The 14,325-nt window shown below is 70.6% G+C and carries 15 protein-coding genes; 11 read left to right on the top strand and 4 right to left on the bottom strand.

Going from position 1 to position 14,325, the window contains the following annotated elements:
* The first annotated feature begins 232 nt into the window (after positions 1-232).
* The 4 genes from QOL69_RS12505 (at position 233) to QOL69_RS12490 (ending at position 4,645) form a co-directional block, all read left to right on the top strand.
* Entirely contained in the window at positions 233-2,236 is a 2,004-nt protein-coding gene (locus QOL69_RS12505) for a bacterio-opsin activator domain-containing protein (RefSeq protein ID WP_283403436.1), read from the top strand.
* Positions 2,233-2,736, top strand: a complete 504-nt coding sequence (locus QOL69_RS12500; protein WP_283403435.1) for an SRPBCC family protein — start codon at positions 2,233-2,235, stop codon at positions 2,734-2,736. Before QOL69_RS12505 ends, QOL69_RS12500 begins: the two co-directional genes overlap by 4 nt.
* A gap of 62 nt (positions 2,737-2,798) precedes the next feature.
* Positions 2,799-3,947: an SPFH domain-containing protein gene (locus QOL69_RS12495; protein WP_283403434.1), complete on the top strand. Its 1,149-nt coding sequence runs from the start codon at positions 2,799-2,801 to the stop codon at positions 3,945-3,947.
* A gap of 89 nt (positions 3,948-4,036) precedes the next feature.
* Complete coding sequence (locus tag QOL69_RS12490) at positions 4,037-4,645, top strand: winged helix-turn-helix transcriptional regulator (RefSeq protein WP_283403433.1); 609 nt, start codon at positions 4,037-4,039, stop codon at positions 4,643-4,645.
* Between the two features lie 49 nt (positions 4,646-4,694).
* Here QOL69_RS12490 and QOL69_RS12485 read toward each other — a convergent pair whose 3' ends face one another.
* The 3 genes from QOL69_RS12485 to QOL69_RS12475 all read right to left on the bottom strand — a co-directional run bounded on the left by QOL69_RS12485 (position 4,695) and on the right by QOL69_RS12475 (position 6,461).
* A complete protein-coding gene (locus QOL69_RS12485) occupies positions 4,695-4,949 on the bottom strand; it encodes a DUF7123 family protein (protein ID WP_283403432.1) in 255 nt (84 codons plus the stop codon).
* Between the two features lie 151 nt (positions 4,950-5,100).
* Positions 5,101-5,667, bottom strand: a complete 567-nt coding sequence (locus tag QOL69_RS12480; protein WP_283403431.1) for a DUF84 family protein — start codon at positions 5,665-5,667, stop codon at positions 5,101-5,103.
* Positions 5,664-6,461 (bottom strand): cobalamin-binding protein, encoded by a 798-nt coding sequence (locus QOL69_RS12475; RefSeq protein ID WP_283403430.1) that lies wholly within the window; start codon positions 6,459-6,461, stop codon positions 5,664-5,666. The genes QOL69_RS12480 and QOL69_RS12475 overlap by 4 nt, the downstream gene beginning before the upstream one ends.
* Positions 6,462-6,696: 235 nt before the next feature.
* Between QOL69_RS12475 and QOL69_RS12470 the strand changes: the two genes are divergently transcribed.
* The 5 genes from QOL69_RS12470 to QOL69_RS12450 all read left to right on the top strand — a co-directional run bounded on the left by QOL69_RS12470 (position 6,697) and on the right by QOL69_RS12450 (position 11,097).
* Complete coding sequence (locus tag QOL69_RS12470) at positions 6,697-7,671, top strand: transcription initiation factor IIB (protein WP_283403429.1); 975 nt, start codon at positions 6,697-6,699, stop codon at positions 7,669-7,671.
* Between the two features lie 81 nt (positions 7,672-7,752).
* Positions 7,753-8,460, top strand: coding sequence for a type I 3-dehydroquinate dehydratase (locus tag QOL69_RS12465; RefSeq protein ID WP_283403428.1), 708 nt, complete (start codon positions 7,753-7,755; stop codon positions 8,458-8,460).
* Between the two features lie 417 nt (positions 8,461-8,877).
* A complete protein-coding gene (locus tag QOL69_RS12460; protein WP_283403427.1) occupies positions 8,878-9,876 on the top strand; it encodes a rhomboid family intramembrane serine protease in 999 nt (332 codons plus the stop codon).
* The gene (locus tag QOL69_RS12455; protein WP_283403426.1) at positions 9,876-10,736 is read left to right on the top strand and encodes an endonuclease V; all 861 of its coding nucleotides are present in this window, start codon (positions 9,876-9,878) and stop codon (positions 10,734-10,736) included. Before QOL69_RS12460 ends, QOL69_RS12455 begins: the two co-directional genes overlap by 1 nt.
* Positions 10,737-10,824: 88 nt before the next feature.
* Positions 10,825-11,097, top strand: coding sequence for a DUF7385 family protein (locus QOL69_RS12450; protein ID WP_283403425.1), 273 nt, complete (start codon positions 10,825-10,827; stop codon positions 11,095-11,097).
* A gap of 24 nt (positions 11,098-11,121) precedes the next feature.
* On the opposite strand, the gene QOL69_RS12445 is transcribed toward QOL69_RS12450, so the two are convergent.
* Positions 11,122-12,414, bottom strand: coding sequence for an MBL fold metallo-hydrolase (locus QOL69_RS12445; protein ID WP_283403424.1), 1,293 nt, complete (start codon positions 12,412-12,414; stop codon positions 11,122-11,124).
* Between the two features lie 441 nt (positions 12,415-12,855).
* On the opposite strand from QOL69_RS12445, the gene QOL69_RS12440 reads away from it, so the two are divergent.
* The gene (locus tag QOL69_RS12440) at positions 12,856-13,623 is read left to right on the top strand and encodes a nucleotide-binding protein (protein WP_283403423.1); all 768 of its coding nucleotides are present in this window, start codon (positions 12,856-12,858) and stop codon (positions 13,621-13,623) included.
* Positions 13,620-14,306, top strand: coding sequence for a DUF8054 family protein (locus QOL69_RS12435; protein ID WP_283403422.1), 687 nt, complete (start codon positions 13,620-13,622; stop codon positions 14,304-14,306). The genes QOL69_RS12440 and QOL69_RS12435 overlap by 4 nt, the downstream gene beginning before the upstream one ends.
* The last annotated feature ends 19 nt before the right edge of the window (positions 14,307-14,325 follow it).

Below are 14,325 nucleotides of genomic sequence, written 5' to 3'. Positions count from 1 at the left end.
TCATCGACAGCATACGTCGATCCTACGCGCACCGATCACAAAGTAATCACGGCCTGACTGGACACCGTCGCGTCCGACGAGGGGGCCCCGGCCGTCGGCGGGTGCGGTCGAAGCGAGCGCCTGACGCCGACGCGATCGGGAGGGTCGCCGTCCCCGGACGCGACCTTGGACCGGGATCCAACTTCCCGGGAAAGCGGCAACCATTAACCCGTATCGTCACGAAGTGCCAAGTATGGCGAACGCTCGGGCTCTGCTCGTCCACCCGGATGAGGGGAGCGATCGGATCGAGACGGCGCTCGATGCCGCGGGGTTCGACGTGACGCGCACGGAGACCGCGGCGTCCGCCGTCGCGAAGGCGACGACGGGGGAGTACGACTGCGTCGTCAGCGAGTACGCGCTGGCCGGCGACGACGGCGTCGCGTTGGCGACCGCGATCGAGGAGTCGGACGCCGGCGTCCCCGTCGTGATGTTCACCGAGACGGACGAGGAGGGCGTCCCGGAGGCGGCCTACGAGAACGGCGTCAACCGGTTCCTCAAGAAGAACGGGTCGGCGTCGATCGACCAGCTCGTCTCCGACGTGTCAGCGGTCTCCTCCGGCGTCCCCGCCTCGGAGCCGCGACAGGACGTGTCCGACCACGAGCCGTCCGCGGCGGAGGTGACGCGGGCCGTCGAGGACGCGCCGATCGGGATCAGCATCAGCGACCCGGACCTCCCCGACTACCCGCTCGTGTACGTCAACGACGCGTGGAAAGAACACACCGGCTACCCGATCGAGGAGGTTCTCGGTCGGAACCCGCGGTTCCTCCAGGGACCGGGCACGGACCCGGAGACCGTCGCGGAGATCGCGGAGGCGATCGGGAACGAGGAGCAGGTGACCGTCGAGGTCCGCAACTACCGACGGGACGGGACGCCGTTCTGGAACGAGCTGACGGTGGCCCCAGTCTACGACGAGGACGGCGATCTGGCCCACTACGTCGGGTTCCAGAATGACGTCAGCGAGCGGAAGGCGGCCGAGCGGCTCGCGGAGGAGCGCGCCGAGAAGCTCGCGACGGAGCGCCGGGCGCTCGACAGACTCCTCGGCCGGGTGAACGGGCTCCTCAGCGACATCACCCGGATCCTCGTCGAGAACTGGGACCCGGAGGTCATCCCGGAGCGGGTCTGCGAGGTCGTCGCCGACGAGCCGGGGTACGCCGGCGCGTGGATCGGGGAGGTCTCCTCGGCGACCGGGCAGTTCGAGATAAGCGCCGCGAGCGGCGTCGCGGTCGAACCGGGAACGACCCTCGACGTCGGGGAGCTTCCGGCCGAGGTCCGGGAGGCGATCGAGACGGAGGAGCTCCGGGGCGGATCGATAGAGGGCGGCGACGGCGGCCCGCTCTCGCCGGCGTCTGCCGGCGGGACGCAACTGCTCGTCGTCCCGCTCACGTACGGGAAGCGTCGGTACGGCGTCTTGGGGATCTACGGGAACGGCGCGGACGTCCTCGACCGCCGGGAGCGGAAGGTGTGCGAGTCGGTCGGGAAGATGATCGCCAACGGGCTCCACTCGATCGAGACGACGCGGATCCTCACCACCGACCGCGTCTCCGAGATCGTCGTGGAGATCCGCGACCCGTCGTCGACGCTCACGCGGATCGCCGACGCGGTCGGCAAGGAGGTCGAACACCTCGGGACGACGCGGCTCGACGACGACGCCGGCGAGCTGTACTTCCGAGTCGGCGGCGGCGACGTGGACCTCGACGAGGTGGCGGACCTGCCGATGGTCCGGTCAGTGCGACCGGTCTCGGAGACGACCGACGCAGTCAGCTTCGCCGTCACCGTCACCGAATCGCCGCCGCTCGCGCGGTTGGCCGACCACGGCGGCGTCGTCTCCGAGGCGACCGCCACCGCGGACGCGGCGACGCTCACGATCGAGGCACCGCCCGAACGCGACGTCCGGTCGATTCTCGACGTGTTCCGCGACGAGTACGAGGGCGTCGAGCTTCGGTCGCGCGTCGAGCGCGAGAGCCGCGACCGCACCGTCGCGGAGTTCGCGGCGGCGGTCGACGAACAGCTCACCGAGCGACAGCGCGCGGCGCTGAAGACCGCCGAGCTGAACGGCTACTTCGAGTGGCCGCGCCCGGTCGACGGCTCGGAGATCGCAGAGCGGATGGGGATCACCCGGCAGACGTTCCACCAGCACCTCCGCGCGGCAGAACGGAAGCTGGTCGAGGCGTACGTCGACCCCCGATCGAGCGAATGAACTGGGGGCCACCGGACGAGTCGGAGGAGCCGAGCGACGACGCGTCCGACCCGGCCGACGACCCGTTCGCCGCGAGCGACACGATCCTCGTCGCGGCCGACCCCGCGACCGTGTTCGCGTTCCTCGACGACCCGGCGAACCACGCGGCTATCACTCCCGGACTCACGGACGTGAGAGACGTCGAACCGCTGGAGGACGGCGGGAAGCGCCTCTCGTACACTTACCGGATGGCGGGGATGGGGATCGACGGCGAGATCGTCCAGACGGTCCACGACCCGCCCGAGCGCCACGTCTTCGAACTTCGGGGGCGGCTCACCGGGACCATCGATCTCCGGCTCGCGCCCGTCGAGAGCGGGACGGAGCTGACGTACGCCGCGACGTACGGCCTGCCGGAGAACGCCCTCACGAGGGTCGGCGCGCCCGTGATCCGTCGGTTCAACGAGCGACAGCTTCGCGCGGCGCTGGAGAACGTCGCGGCGCGCTTCGACGGAAGCGAGTGACTGCGGAGCGATTCGGCCCCCGACGTGCGAACTATTAAGCGTGCGATGTCCTAAACGCAGGTATGGATCCGATACCCCTCCAACTCGGTTTCGAGCTCGTGAGCGTCGGCCTGCTCGCGCTGCTTCTCGTGGTCGTCACGCTCTGGCAGTCGTTCGAGATCGTCGACGCCTACGAGAAGAAGACGCTCACCGTCTTCGGCGAGTACCGAAAGCTGCTCGAACCGGGCATCAACCTCATCCCGCCGTTCGTCTCCCGGACGTATCCGTTCGACATGCGGACCCAGACGCTGGACGTGCCCCGCCAAGAAGCGATCACGCGAGACAACTCCCCGGTGACCGCCGACGCGGTCGTCTACATCAAGGTGATGGACGCCAAGAAGGCATTCTTAGAGGTCGACGACTACAAGAAGGCCGTCTCGAACCTCGCACAGACCACCCTCCGCGCGGTGCTGGGCGACATGGAGCTCGACGACACGCTGAACAAGCGCCAGGAGATCAACGCGAAGATCCGGAAAGAACTGGACGAACCCACCGACGAGTGGGGGATCCGGGTCGAGAGCGTCGAGGTCCGCGAGGTCAACCCCTCGAAGGACGTCCAGCAGGCGATGGAGCAGCAGACCTCCGCCGAGCGCCGCCGCCGCGCGATGATCCTCGAAGCGCAGGGAGAACGCCGCTCCGCGGTCGAGCAGGCGGAAGGTGACAAGCAGTCCAACATCATCCGCGCGCAGGGTGAAAAGCAGTCCCAGATCCTCGAAGCGCAGGGTGACGCGATCTCGACGGTCCTCCGTGCCCGCTCCGCCGAGTCGATGGGCGAACGCGCCATCATCGAGCGCGGCATGGAGACCTTAGAGGAGATTGGCAAAGGCGAGTCCACCACCTTCGTCCTCCCGCAGGAGCTGACCAGTCTGGTCGGCCGCTACGGCAAGGCCCTCTCCGGCTCCGACGTTCAGGAGATGGAGGGGCTCGACGGGAAGGAGTTCGACGCCGACACGCGGAAGATGCTCGGCCTCGACGACATCGACGAGATTCTCGGCCAGATCGAGGAGTCCGCGGAGATGAACGTCGAGGAGTTAGAGAAGGAGGCCGAGGCCGTGAAGGCGGGCGACGCCGGCGCGAGCATCAGGTCCGCCGACGAGGTCATCCAAGAGATGGACGATGAGGAGGCGGCCGCGGAAGTGGAGACGGACACAGAAGTGGAGACGGAGAACTGACGCGGCGCGAGACGCCGCGAACACCGGCTTTTCGTCCCAGTCCGATTCCCGAACGAAGTGCTTTTGTCGAGCCGTAGGCTACTACGTGTGTGACAGAGGGGTTCGACGGACGGAAACGCGAGACGCTCCGGCGGTTCGCCGCGGTCGGAGCCGCCGCGCCGTTCGTCGGGACCGCGAGCGCGAGCGACGACGGTGACGCCAACGAGACGCGGGAGGCGATCCGCGGCTACGTGCCGACGACCCCCGGCGCGCACTTCTCGAAGCTCCGCGACGACCTCCGACTCGGCACCGGCGAGGCGCAGTATCACCTCCGGAAACTCGAGGAATCGGGTGCGATCGAGTCGGAGAAGGACGCCGACTACCGGCGCTTTTTCCCGGCGGACCGCTTTGACGAGACGGACAAGCGCGCGCTCGGATACCTCCGCCGGGAGACGCCGCGAGGGATGATCCTCGCGCTGTTGCGCGACCCGGACGCGACCGGAGCCGACCTCGCTGGCGCGCTCGGTGTTTCCCGGCCGACGATAAGCGCCGCGGCCGCGGATCTGGAGACGGCGGGGTTGTTGGACCGGAGCGACGGCTACGCGTTGACGGAGCCGGAGCGGCTGCTCACCCTCGTCGTCCGGTACGCGGACTCCTTCGACGCCGAGACGGTCGCGTTCGCCGACGACGCCGCGTCGCTGGTCGCGTACGATCCGTGACGCGCCGTCGCCGGTCGGCGGTCGACCCGACGACGATATCGGTCGCCGATCAGGCCGTGATCATCCACGTCGTGCCCGACGAGTAGCCCCACTTCTTGACGTCGACCTCGGTGGCCGCGTCGGCCACGGCGCTCATGTTCGCGCCGACCTCCTTCGCCGAGAGGTCGAGGTCGTCGGCGATCAGCCGCGACTTGAAGTACGTCCGGTCGGCCGCGTTCTCGCGGAGGTACCGCAGGATGCGGGCCTGCTTCGCGGAGAGGCCGGCCGATTCGGCTGCGACCGCGTCCGGTTGGGCAGTGCTCATACACGGATCAGGTCTGCGTCCCACATAAGGCGGTTGGTAGACCGGGTTAACACGGCGCTGTCGGGCGTTTTTCCCGAAATCGAAGGCGGAGAGCGGCGGCCCACACCCGCGTTTAGGTACGGTCTTCGAACCCGCTCGGCGGGAGTTCGAGTCAGTACAGCGACGAGGCGAACGGACCGAGCGCGCCGCTCACCGCGGCCGCGAGCGCCTCGGCGCGGTCGACGCGACCGCCGGTGAGCGCGCCGGCCGCGCCGCCGCGCGTCGCGACCCCGTCCGTGCCGAGGCGGTCGTCCATCACGGGTCCGAGCTCCTCCCCGTCGTCGATCCGGGCGGCGACGTCCGCCGGGAGCGCGACGCTCGGCCCGGCGGCGCGACCGACGCGGTCCCCGTCCGTCACCGCCGCCCACATGATCAGGTAGCGGCCGTCGACCCCGTCGAACCCGGCGACGCCGCCCTCGATGCCGACGCCGAGGTCGTAGCCGGAAGGAGATCCGGTGTCGGCTTCGAGGACCGCCGCGGCCCGGTTCTCCGCGCCCGCGACGGTCTCCGCGTGGCCGGTCGGCTGTTCGCTCACGCCGGAGTCGACGGGGACCGCTTCGATCGCGACGCCCGTCGGGTCGCCCGGGAGGTCCGCGTCCGACGCGGATCCGAGCGCCAGTTCGACCGCGCGCCGCTTCACCGGGTTCCCGCTGCCGACGCCGACTCGCAGGGTCGTCATGTACGGGCGTCGTCGCCGGCGGCCGAAAACGCCTCGGGATGGAGCAACCGCGCCAGCCGCTCGACGCCGTCGAGGAGGGCGGGGCTCGGCTGGTTGAGGAGGGAGTCGTCGATCACGCTGACGGGGGCGTCGACCCAGTCGCGCGATTCCACCGTTTCGGGGTCGACGCGGTCGCCGCGGCCGCAGACGTGGACGACGACGCGATCCGGGTCCGCGGCGACGACGGCGTCGGGCTCGACCTCGCGGGAGCGCTCGCCCGAGTCGACGAACGGGTAGCGCCCGCCCGCGGCGCGGACCGCGTCGGGGACCCAGTTACCGGCGGCCATCGGCGGGTCGGACCACTCCTCGCAGTAGACGGTCGGGCGGGGGCGGTCGGCGACCGCCTCGGCGATCCGGTCGAGTCGGTCGCGGGCGTCGGCCGCGAGCCGCTCGCCCGCCTCGGGACGGCCGACATCGCTCCCGCGGGCGGCGAACCCGCCGACGGCGTCGTCGAGGGTCGACGGCTCGCGGTGCGCGACGTCGAGCCCGCGGTCGCGACAGGCGTCCGCGAGGTCGCTCTGGAGCGCGTCGCTCGTGAGGACGACGTCGGGGTCGAGGGCGGTAACGCGGTCGAGGTCGGGGTTCAGCCACCCGCCGACGACGGTCGCGGGACCGTCGCCGTGCGCGGAGCCGGCCGCCGCGTCGTCCGAGAGATCGCAGTGCGCGGTGACGCCGACGAGCCGGTCGGCCGCGCCGAGGGCGGCGACCGTCGCGGTCGCGCTCGGGGCGAGCGAGACGACGCGGGGCGTTGACATGCGATCCGGTCCGACCGCGACCGTCTCAACGGTTTCGGTCCGGACGGGGAGGCGGCGAGGCCGACCGCGGTCGAGCCCGCTTCGCGGCCGAGCCGGCGAGCGGCGAAAACGCGTGATAGATCGTGTCCTTTCGTCGGGTTTCGAGCGACACGTTCCGGTCGTTTTAAGTTGTGTTCCGCCGACGGTAAACTAAGATCGCTCTCGGGCAGTTTCAGTTTCCGAGGGCAACCGAGCTATGAGTGAACGACTACACACACGGGGGAGTCGCTCCCGAACGGAGACGAACGAGACGGAATCGGAAGACACCGACGAGACGCTCCAGTGCCCGGAGTGCGGCGGTCACGTCATCAACGACGAGGAACACGGCGAGACGGTCTGCAGCGACTGCGGGCTCGTCGTCGAGGCGGACTCGGTCGACCGCGGCCCGGAGTGGCGCGCGTTCGACTCCCGCGAGAAGGACGAGAAGAGCCGCGTCGGAGCCCCGACCACCAACACGATGCACGACAAGGGGCTGTCGACGAACATCGACTGGCGCGACAAGGACGCGTACGGCCGGTCGCTCGGCGCGCGCCAGCGCCAGAAGATGCAGCGCCTCCGTAAGTGGAACGAGCGCTTCCGCACCCGCGACTCCAAGGAGCGCAACCTCAAGCAGGCGCTCGGCGAGATCGACCGGATGGCGAGCGCGCAGGGCCTGCCGGACAACGTCCGCGAGACGGCCTCGGTCATCTACCGCCGCGCGCTCGACGAGGACCTGCTCCCCGGTCGCTCCATCGAGGGCGTCTCGACCTCCTGCGTGTACGCCGCCGCCCGGATGGCCGGCGTCCCGCGCAGCCTCGACGAGATCGCGGACGTCTCCCGCGTCGAGAAGGCGGAGATCGCCCGGACGTACCGCTACGTCGTCCGCGAGCTGAAGCTCGAAGTGAAGCCCGCCGACCCCGAGCAGTACGTCCCGCGGTTCGCCTCCGACCTCGAACTGAGCGAGGAGTCGGAGATGCGCGCGAAGAGCCTCCTCCGCAACGCCAAGGAGAAGGGCGTCCACTCCGGCAAGTCGCCGGTCGGGCTCGCCGCCGCCGCCGTCTACGCCGCCGCGCTGCTGACGAACGAGAAGACGACGCAGGCCGCCGTCAGCGAGGTCGCCGACATCAGCGAGGTCACCATCCGGAACCGGTACCACGAGCTGCTGGAGGCCGAGGACGGCCTCGTCGCGTAAGCGGTCGCGCTTTTCGCCGCCCCTCTCGATCGGCCCGTTTCGACCCGACCAGCTAAGGCCACGGCCGCGGAACGGCCGCGTATGTTCGAGGAGTTCGTTCTCGCCGCCAGCACGGCCGACCTCTCCGAGGAGCCGGCGGCCCGCGAGCACGCCGACGCGGTGGAGTTCCGGATGGATCTGGCGGACGCCCCGCTCGACCAGCTGACGGGCTACGACGGCGACCTCCCGCTGCTCGTCACGAACCGGGCGTCGTGGGAGGGCGGCGAGGCCGACGGGATCGGGCGCTACGACGCGCTCTCGGACGCGATCGGTCGCGACGCGGTGGCCGCGGTCGACGTCGAACTCGCCGCGTTGCGCGGGACGCACCCGGACGACGCCGAGGCGTCGCACGCGACCGCGCTCCGCGACGCGGCCCGCGAGGCGGGCGTCGACGTGGTCGCGTCCGTCCACGACTTCGAGTCGACCCCCGAGCCCGGCGCGCTCGTCGACCTGCTCGCGGACGCCGCGAGCGAGGGCGACGTAGGGAAGCTGGCGACGACCGCCGCCGCCCCCGAAGACGCGCTCGCCATGCTCGAAGCCACCCATGAGGCGACCGCCGCCGGCCACAGGGTCGCGACGATGTGTATGGGCGAGGCTGGCCGCCACACCCGCGCCGTCGCGCCCGTCTACGGCTCGAAGATCGGCTACGCGCCCGTCGACGCCGCCGACGCGACCGCGCCCGGCCAGTACCCGCTCGCGACGCTCCGGCGGCTCGTGGACGACCTGGGAGACGGCGAAACAGACGAGTGACTCATTTATAAGTCGTTATCCGCGGCTGCGGCGACTGTTTATAAGCAGATACGGTGCGGTTGGCGCGCGCCTGCGAGGCCGCATCGCGGCCGAGCAGCGCCGCGCGAGGGAGTCAGCGGCGACCAACGGGAGCCGCTGACGAGGCTGGGGAGGTGTGAGGTGCTGTGCGGTTGCGGGACGGGACTCGAAGGGGCAACCGCGAGGCGGGCGTAGACGACGCAAGGACCGCAACGAGGGAGCGGTAGCGACCGAGTGAGGACCACAGCGAGTGTACGCCCGCCTCGCGGTTGGGGCTTCGGCGGTGTTCGCCGCTATGATAGCGAATTCCACATATAAACCACCGCAACCACCGACCGTCGCTCCGTATACCATCTAAAGAGCCAAACCGCTTTACGACCGCCGCCGTAAGTGCCGCCAATGGCGACGTGCGACGTGTGCGGGGAGTACGAGAACCTCCCGTACCAGTGTAAACGGTGCGGCCAGACGTTCTGTGCCGAACACCGACTGCCCGAGAACCACGACTGCCCGGGCCTCGCCGAGTGGGACGACCCCGGCGGCGTCTTCGACAGCGGCTTCGACGAGAGCGTCGAGAGCGGCGACGGCGGCAGGGTGGGCGGCGGCGGCCGCGCCGGCGGTGGCCGCGCTTCTGCCGGCCGCACCGGCGGTGTCGTGAACCGGTTCAAACGCCGGATCGACCGCGCGACCGGCACGGGCGGGCTGGTGAGCTACTTCCGCAACAACGCGACGTACGCGATCCTGCTGGCGATGTGGGTCACCTTCGTCGCGCAGTGGATCACGCTGTTCTTCGGCGGCCCGAGGCTCCACCAGACCCTGTTCGTCCTCCACACGGACGCGCTCGGTAACGTGTGGACGTGGGTCACGTCGGTGCTGTCACACTCCCCCGGACTGCTGTTCCACATCATCGGCAACAGCATCGTGATCCTGTTCTTCGGTCCCCTCGTCGAGCGCGCGGTGGGGTCGAAGAAGTTCGTCGCGTTCTTCTTCGCGTCGGGAGTCCTCGCCGGTCTCGGCCACATCCTCTTCGCGATCGGGATGGGCGCGTCTGCCGGCATCCTCGGTGCCAGCGGTGCCGGATTCGCCATCCTCGGCGTCCTCACCGTCTGGCGGCCGAACATGCAGGTGCTCCTCTTCTTCGTCATCCCGATGAAGATCAAGTACCTCACGTGGGGGATCGCGGTCGTCTCCGCGGTCCTCGTGCTCCAGAGCGTCCAGAGCGGCGGAGCCGGAAGTGCCAGCGGTATCGCGCACCTCGCGCACCTGATCGGCTTCGCGATCGGACTCGCGTTCGGCAAGCGGAACGAAGGGGTGGCTCGCTCCGCGGGCGGCACCGGCGGCGTCTCGATGGGCGGCGCGGGCGGCCCGCGCGGTCCCGGCGGTCCCGGCGGGCGGTTCTGATGGACCTCGCGCGGCCCGACCTCCGGCCGGACCCATCGCTGTCGCGCGACGAGATGGAGGACCTCCAGCGTGAGATCGCGGCGGCCGCGGCGTTCGACGACGACCACGACCTGACGCCCGACGGGGTCGCCGTCGACGAGGCCCCCTCGCTCGCGGACGGCCTGCCGCCGGCGCGCGACGGCGCACAGGAACGACTCGGAACGGGGCCGGGGGCGGGGGACGACCACGACCCGGACGCGCCCGTCGTGGTCGGGATCGATCAGGCGTTCCTCACCGACCGCGACGACGCGCCCGACGCCGCCGTCTCCGCCGCGGTCGCGTTCCGCGACGGCGAGGTCATCGAGTACGCGAGCGCGACGACGACGCTGTCGATCCCCTATATCCCCGGCCTGCTCGCGTTCCGCGAGGGCGGACCGATATTGGCCGCGCTCGACCGGCTCGACGCCGACCCGGACCTGCTGGTCTGTGACGGCTCCGGGCGCATCCACTTCCGCGAGGCCGGTCTCGCGACCCACGTCGGCGTCCTCCGCGACGTGCCGAGCATCGGCGTCGCGAAGAGCCTCCTCTGTGGCGAACCGGACGAGTCGACCGACGAGCGCCCCGAAGGCTGGCGGACGCCGGTCCGCGCCGACGAGTCGGTGACGACCGCGGAGCCGGGGGCCGTGATCGGCCACGCGTTCCAGTCGCGCCAGTACCCGACGAGCAGGCGAGTGAACCCGTTGTACGTCAGTCCCGGCCACCGCGTGTCGGCCGCGACCGCGACCGATCTCGTCGCGGCGCTGTGTGCGGGGTACAAGCTCCCCGAGCCGACGCGGTTCGCGGACGCGTACGCCGATACGGCGAAGCGAGAGGTCGACTGAACGGACAGAGGTGAAACGCGGCGACGTTCTGTGTCAACAGTTGCCACGGGTAGGCGGTTTTTAGACGGTCGGCGGCGAAGGCGATCGCATGGCAGACGACGACGCGGAGAGTCCGATGTCCGCAGAGGAGTTCCGGTCGCTGACGGACGGCCTGGTGCGCCAGAGTTCCGGCGGCGGGACCACCGTCTACAAGAACGCGGCTGGGGTCGGCTGTCCGAATCCCGACTGCGACCGCGGCGTGTTCCAGACGCTGTTCGTCAGCGACCACGGCTGGCAGCAGATCGGCGCGACCCGCGACGGGATCGACCTCTGTCTCGTCAACACGGAATCGAAGCGGCTCGTCTTCATCCACGACGAGTAGCGGTTCGAACTGCCCGCCGCCGGTTCAGTCGTCCGCGGTCGACGACGCGTCCGGCTCGGCCGCACAGCGGTTGGGTCCTAGCTCCAGTTCGATAGCCGCGGTCTCGTCGGGCGGCGACTCGACGCCCCGATTGGCCGCGATCACCGACTCGTAGTTCGGCGGCTTCTCCGGGAGCGTTCGCGTAATCCGCTCGACGAACGACTTTCGGTCGAGTCCGAGGACCCCGATCTCGCGGCGGGCGGTCCCGACCGTCGTGACGACCGGTTCGCCGGGGACGACCTCCCCGGTGCTCCCGTCGTTCGCGACCGCGAAGTGGCCGGGGCAGACGACGACGTCGTCCGGTTCGGCGAGCAGCGTCTCGTGGAGCGAGTCGTAGAGGCGGCGAGCGGCGGCCGCGGCGTCGGCGGTTGTGGCGTCTCCGTCGTCCTCTTGACCCCCAGCCGAGAACTGGAGTTCCGTCCGCCCGACGCTGTCGGTGAAGAGCGTGTCGCCGGTGAGAACCGCCGCGTCGCCGACGAGGTAGCTCGCGCCGTCCTCGGTGTGGCCGGGCGTCGCGAGGGCCTTCAGGTCGACGCCGCCGACGTCGAGCGTCTCGTTGCGCCCGATCGGCTCGAACTCCGAGGCCACGTCGCGGTCGGCGGCCGCGGCGGGCAGGTAGTAGGGGACGTCGAGTTCGTCGGCGAGCGCTCGCCCGCCCGAGAGGTGGTCGGCGTGGACGTGCGTGTCGAGGACCGCCGCGATCGACGCGTCGAGATCGGCGGCCGCCTCGATCCACTCGTCGACGTGTCGGGAGATGTCGACAGCGACGGCGACGCGGTCGGAGCCGTCGGAGTTCCCGGAATCAGCGGGCACGTGGTCCGCCGATCCCGGCTCGCGTCCGCCGACCACGAGGTAGCCGAGACACCCCTTCGCGCGACGCTGGATCTGAACGAGATCGAGCGGCGGGGCGGCGTCGGACCCGTCGGGTAGCGGGACGGCGGTCCGGTCGTAGACCGCGGACCAGCCCCGCATGCCGTCGTCGACGACGACCACGTCCGCGTACCCCGCCGCGTCGAGTTCGGCGGCGAAGTCGTCGGAGGCCTTCCCCTTCGCGCATAGGGTGATGACGCTGTCGTCGGGCGAGAGACCCGTCTCGCGCTCGAAGTCGTCGAGGTCGAAATCGTGGAACGGCTTGTAGAAGTAGTGGATCGCGTCCGCCACGTGCCACCCCGCGAAGCTCTCCTCCGGGCGCGTGTCGACGAGGGCGAACGAGCGGTCGCCGCGCCGTCGCGCGTCGATCATATCGCGGAACTCGGCGGCGGAGATGGTCTCGACCATGGTGAAACCTCGCGTTCTACTAGCAAAAGCACTCTGACGGAAGCGACCTGCTGACCGAGACCACCGAAGCCCGATAAGCGGCTGATTTCGATGAATCGGACTCCTCAACCGTGACCACCGAAGCCCCAGCCGCGAGGCGGACAGACGCTCGCTGCGCTCCTCGGTCGTTCACTCCGTTCACTTCCTGCGGTGCTTGCGTCGCCTCTGTCCGCCTCGCGGCTGCCCCTTCGAATCCCGCCCCGCACCGCAGCCTCACGCCTCCCCAACCTCGTCGGCGGTCCTCCGCTCCGCTTCGGACCGCCGACTCCCTCGCGCGGTGCTGCTTCGCGGCCGCCGGTGGCGGCCGCTCGCAGGCACGCGCCACCGCGACCGATCGGCGTGTGGGTGTCGCCCCGACCGACGATGGATAGGTTTTAGCCCGGCGGACCGGAGAGCGGGCGTATGGTCGAGGCGTTCGCGGTCGCCAGCGGCAAGGGCGGCACGGGGAAGACGACGAGCACGCTCGCGCTCGGGATGGCGCTCGCCGAGGACCACGACGTGACGGTCGTGGACGCCGACACCGGGATGGCGAATCTCCTCTTTCACGCCGGGCTCGACGACGCGACTGTCACCCTCCACGACCTGCTCGTCGAGGGGACCGCGACGGACGTGAGCGAGGCCACCTACGAGCGCTTCGGGCTCTCGGTCGTCCCCTGTGGCACCTCGCTCGCCGGCTTCGAGGCCGCGGAACCGGAGCGACTCCGCGACGTGGTGGCGGAACTCGCGCGCGACACCGACGTGCTCCTGCTCGACTCGCCGGCCGCGCTGGGGTCGAAGTCGGCCGTGTTGCCGGTTGTGTTGGCCGACCGCGTCGTGATCGTCGTCGAGCCGACGATCCCCGCGCTCTCGGACGGGCTGAAGGTCCAGGAGTACGCGCGCTCGTACGGTACGGAGACCGCCGGCGTCCTGTTCAACAAGGTCCGCAGCGAGGCCGACGACGTCGCCGCGCAGGCGGAGCGCCACTTCGGCGGCCCCGTCCTCGCGAACGTCCCCGAGAGCGACGCGGTCCGGGCGGCGCGCCGGGCCGGGAAGCCCCTGCTCGCGCACGCGCCGGAGAGCGAGGCCGCGGCGCGCTTCCGCCGGGCCGCCGACCGGCTCGACGTGCGCGACGGCGACAGCGACGCGGTGGCGGACCGGTTCCGCAGCGCGGTCGTCCCCGACACGCCATGAGCGGAGACTCGGTGGAGTCGTCCGCGGACCCGGCCACGCTCACCATCCCGCGGGGGACCCTCCTGCGCTCGCGCGTGGTCTCGGACGTGGGGACGACGCTGTCGCGAGCGCTCGACCGCGAACTCACCGGGTACGCGACGCTCGTTCCCCAAGAGACGCTCCTGCTGTCGGGCGAGGCCCGCGGCGTGATCACCTTCGAGGACGGCGTCCCCGTGCTGGCGTACAACACGGTGACGGACAGCGGCGGTCCGGACGCGCTCGCAGAACTCGCGGTCCCCGGCCCGTACCGCGTCGAGCTGTACGCCGTCGGCGACGAGGGGCTGGCGGCGGCCCACGAGGAGGACGCGCTGCGCGTCGCGCCCGACGCGGCGGCGACCGAGGTGGCCGACGACGCCGACCTCGCCGAGCGGACCCGCGAGGCAGCGCCCGACGACCGCCTCCGCGACGACGCGGACGACGACGACGCCGTCGCCGCCTTCCTCGCCGACGACGACCGGATCGAGGCGATCCGCGAGCAGGCGCGGTCGGAGGCCCGCGACCGCGCCGCGGAGTGGGGCCTCGACGACGCGCTCGACGATTCCGAGAGGGTCAGCGGCGACGGCGCGAGCGATTCGGCCGCGGTCGACGAGCCGCTCGACGCTCGGAGCGTTTCGGGGCAGTTCGGCCACGGCGAAGACGAGTGAGATCGGCTGCGGTCGAACC

The sequence above is a fragment of the Halorubrum sp. DM2 genome, from assembly GCF_901686465.1.
Classification (GTDB): Archaea; Halobacteriota; Halobacteria; order Halobacteriales; family Haloferacaceae; genus Halorubrum.
Note: the sequence above shows the minus strand (reverse complement) of the source record. Positions and strands in the feature narration are given on the sequence as shown.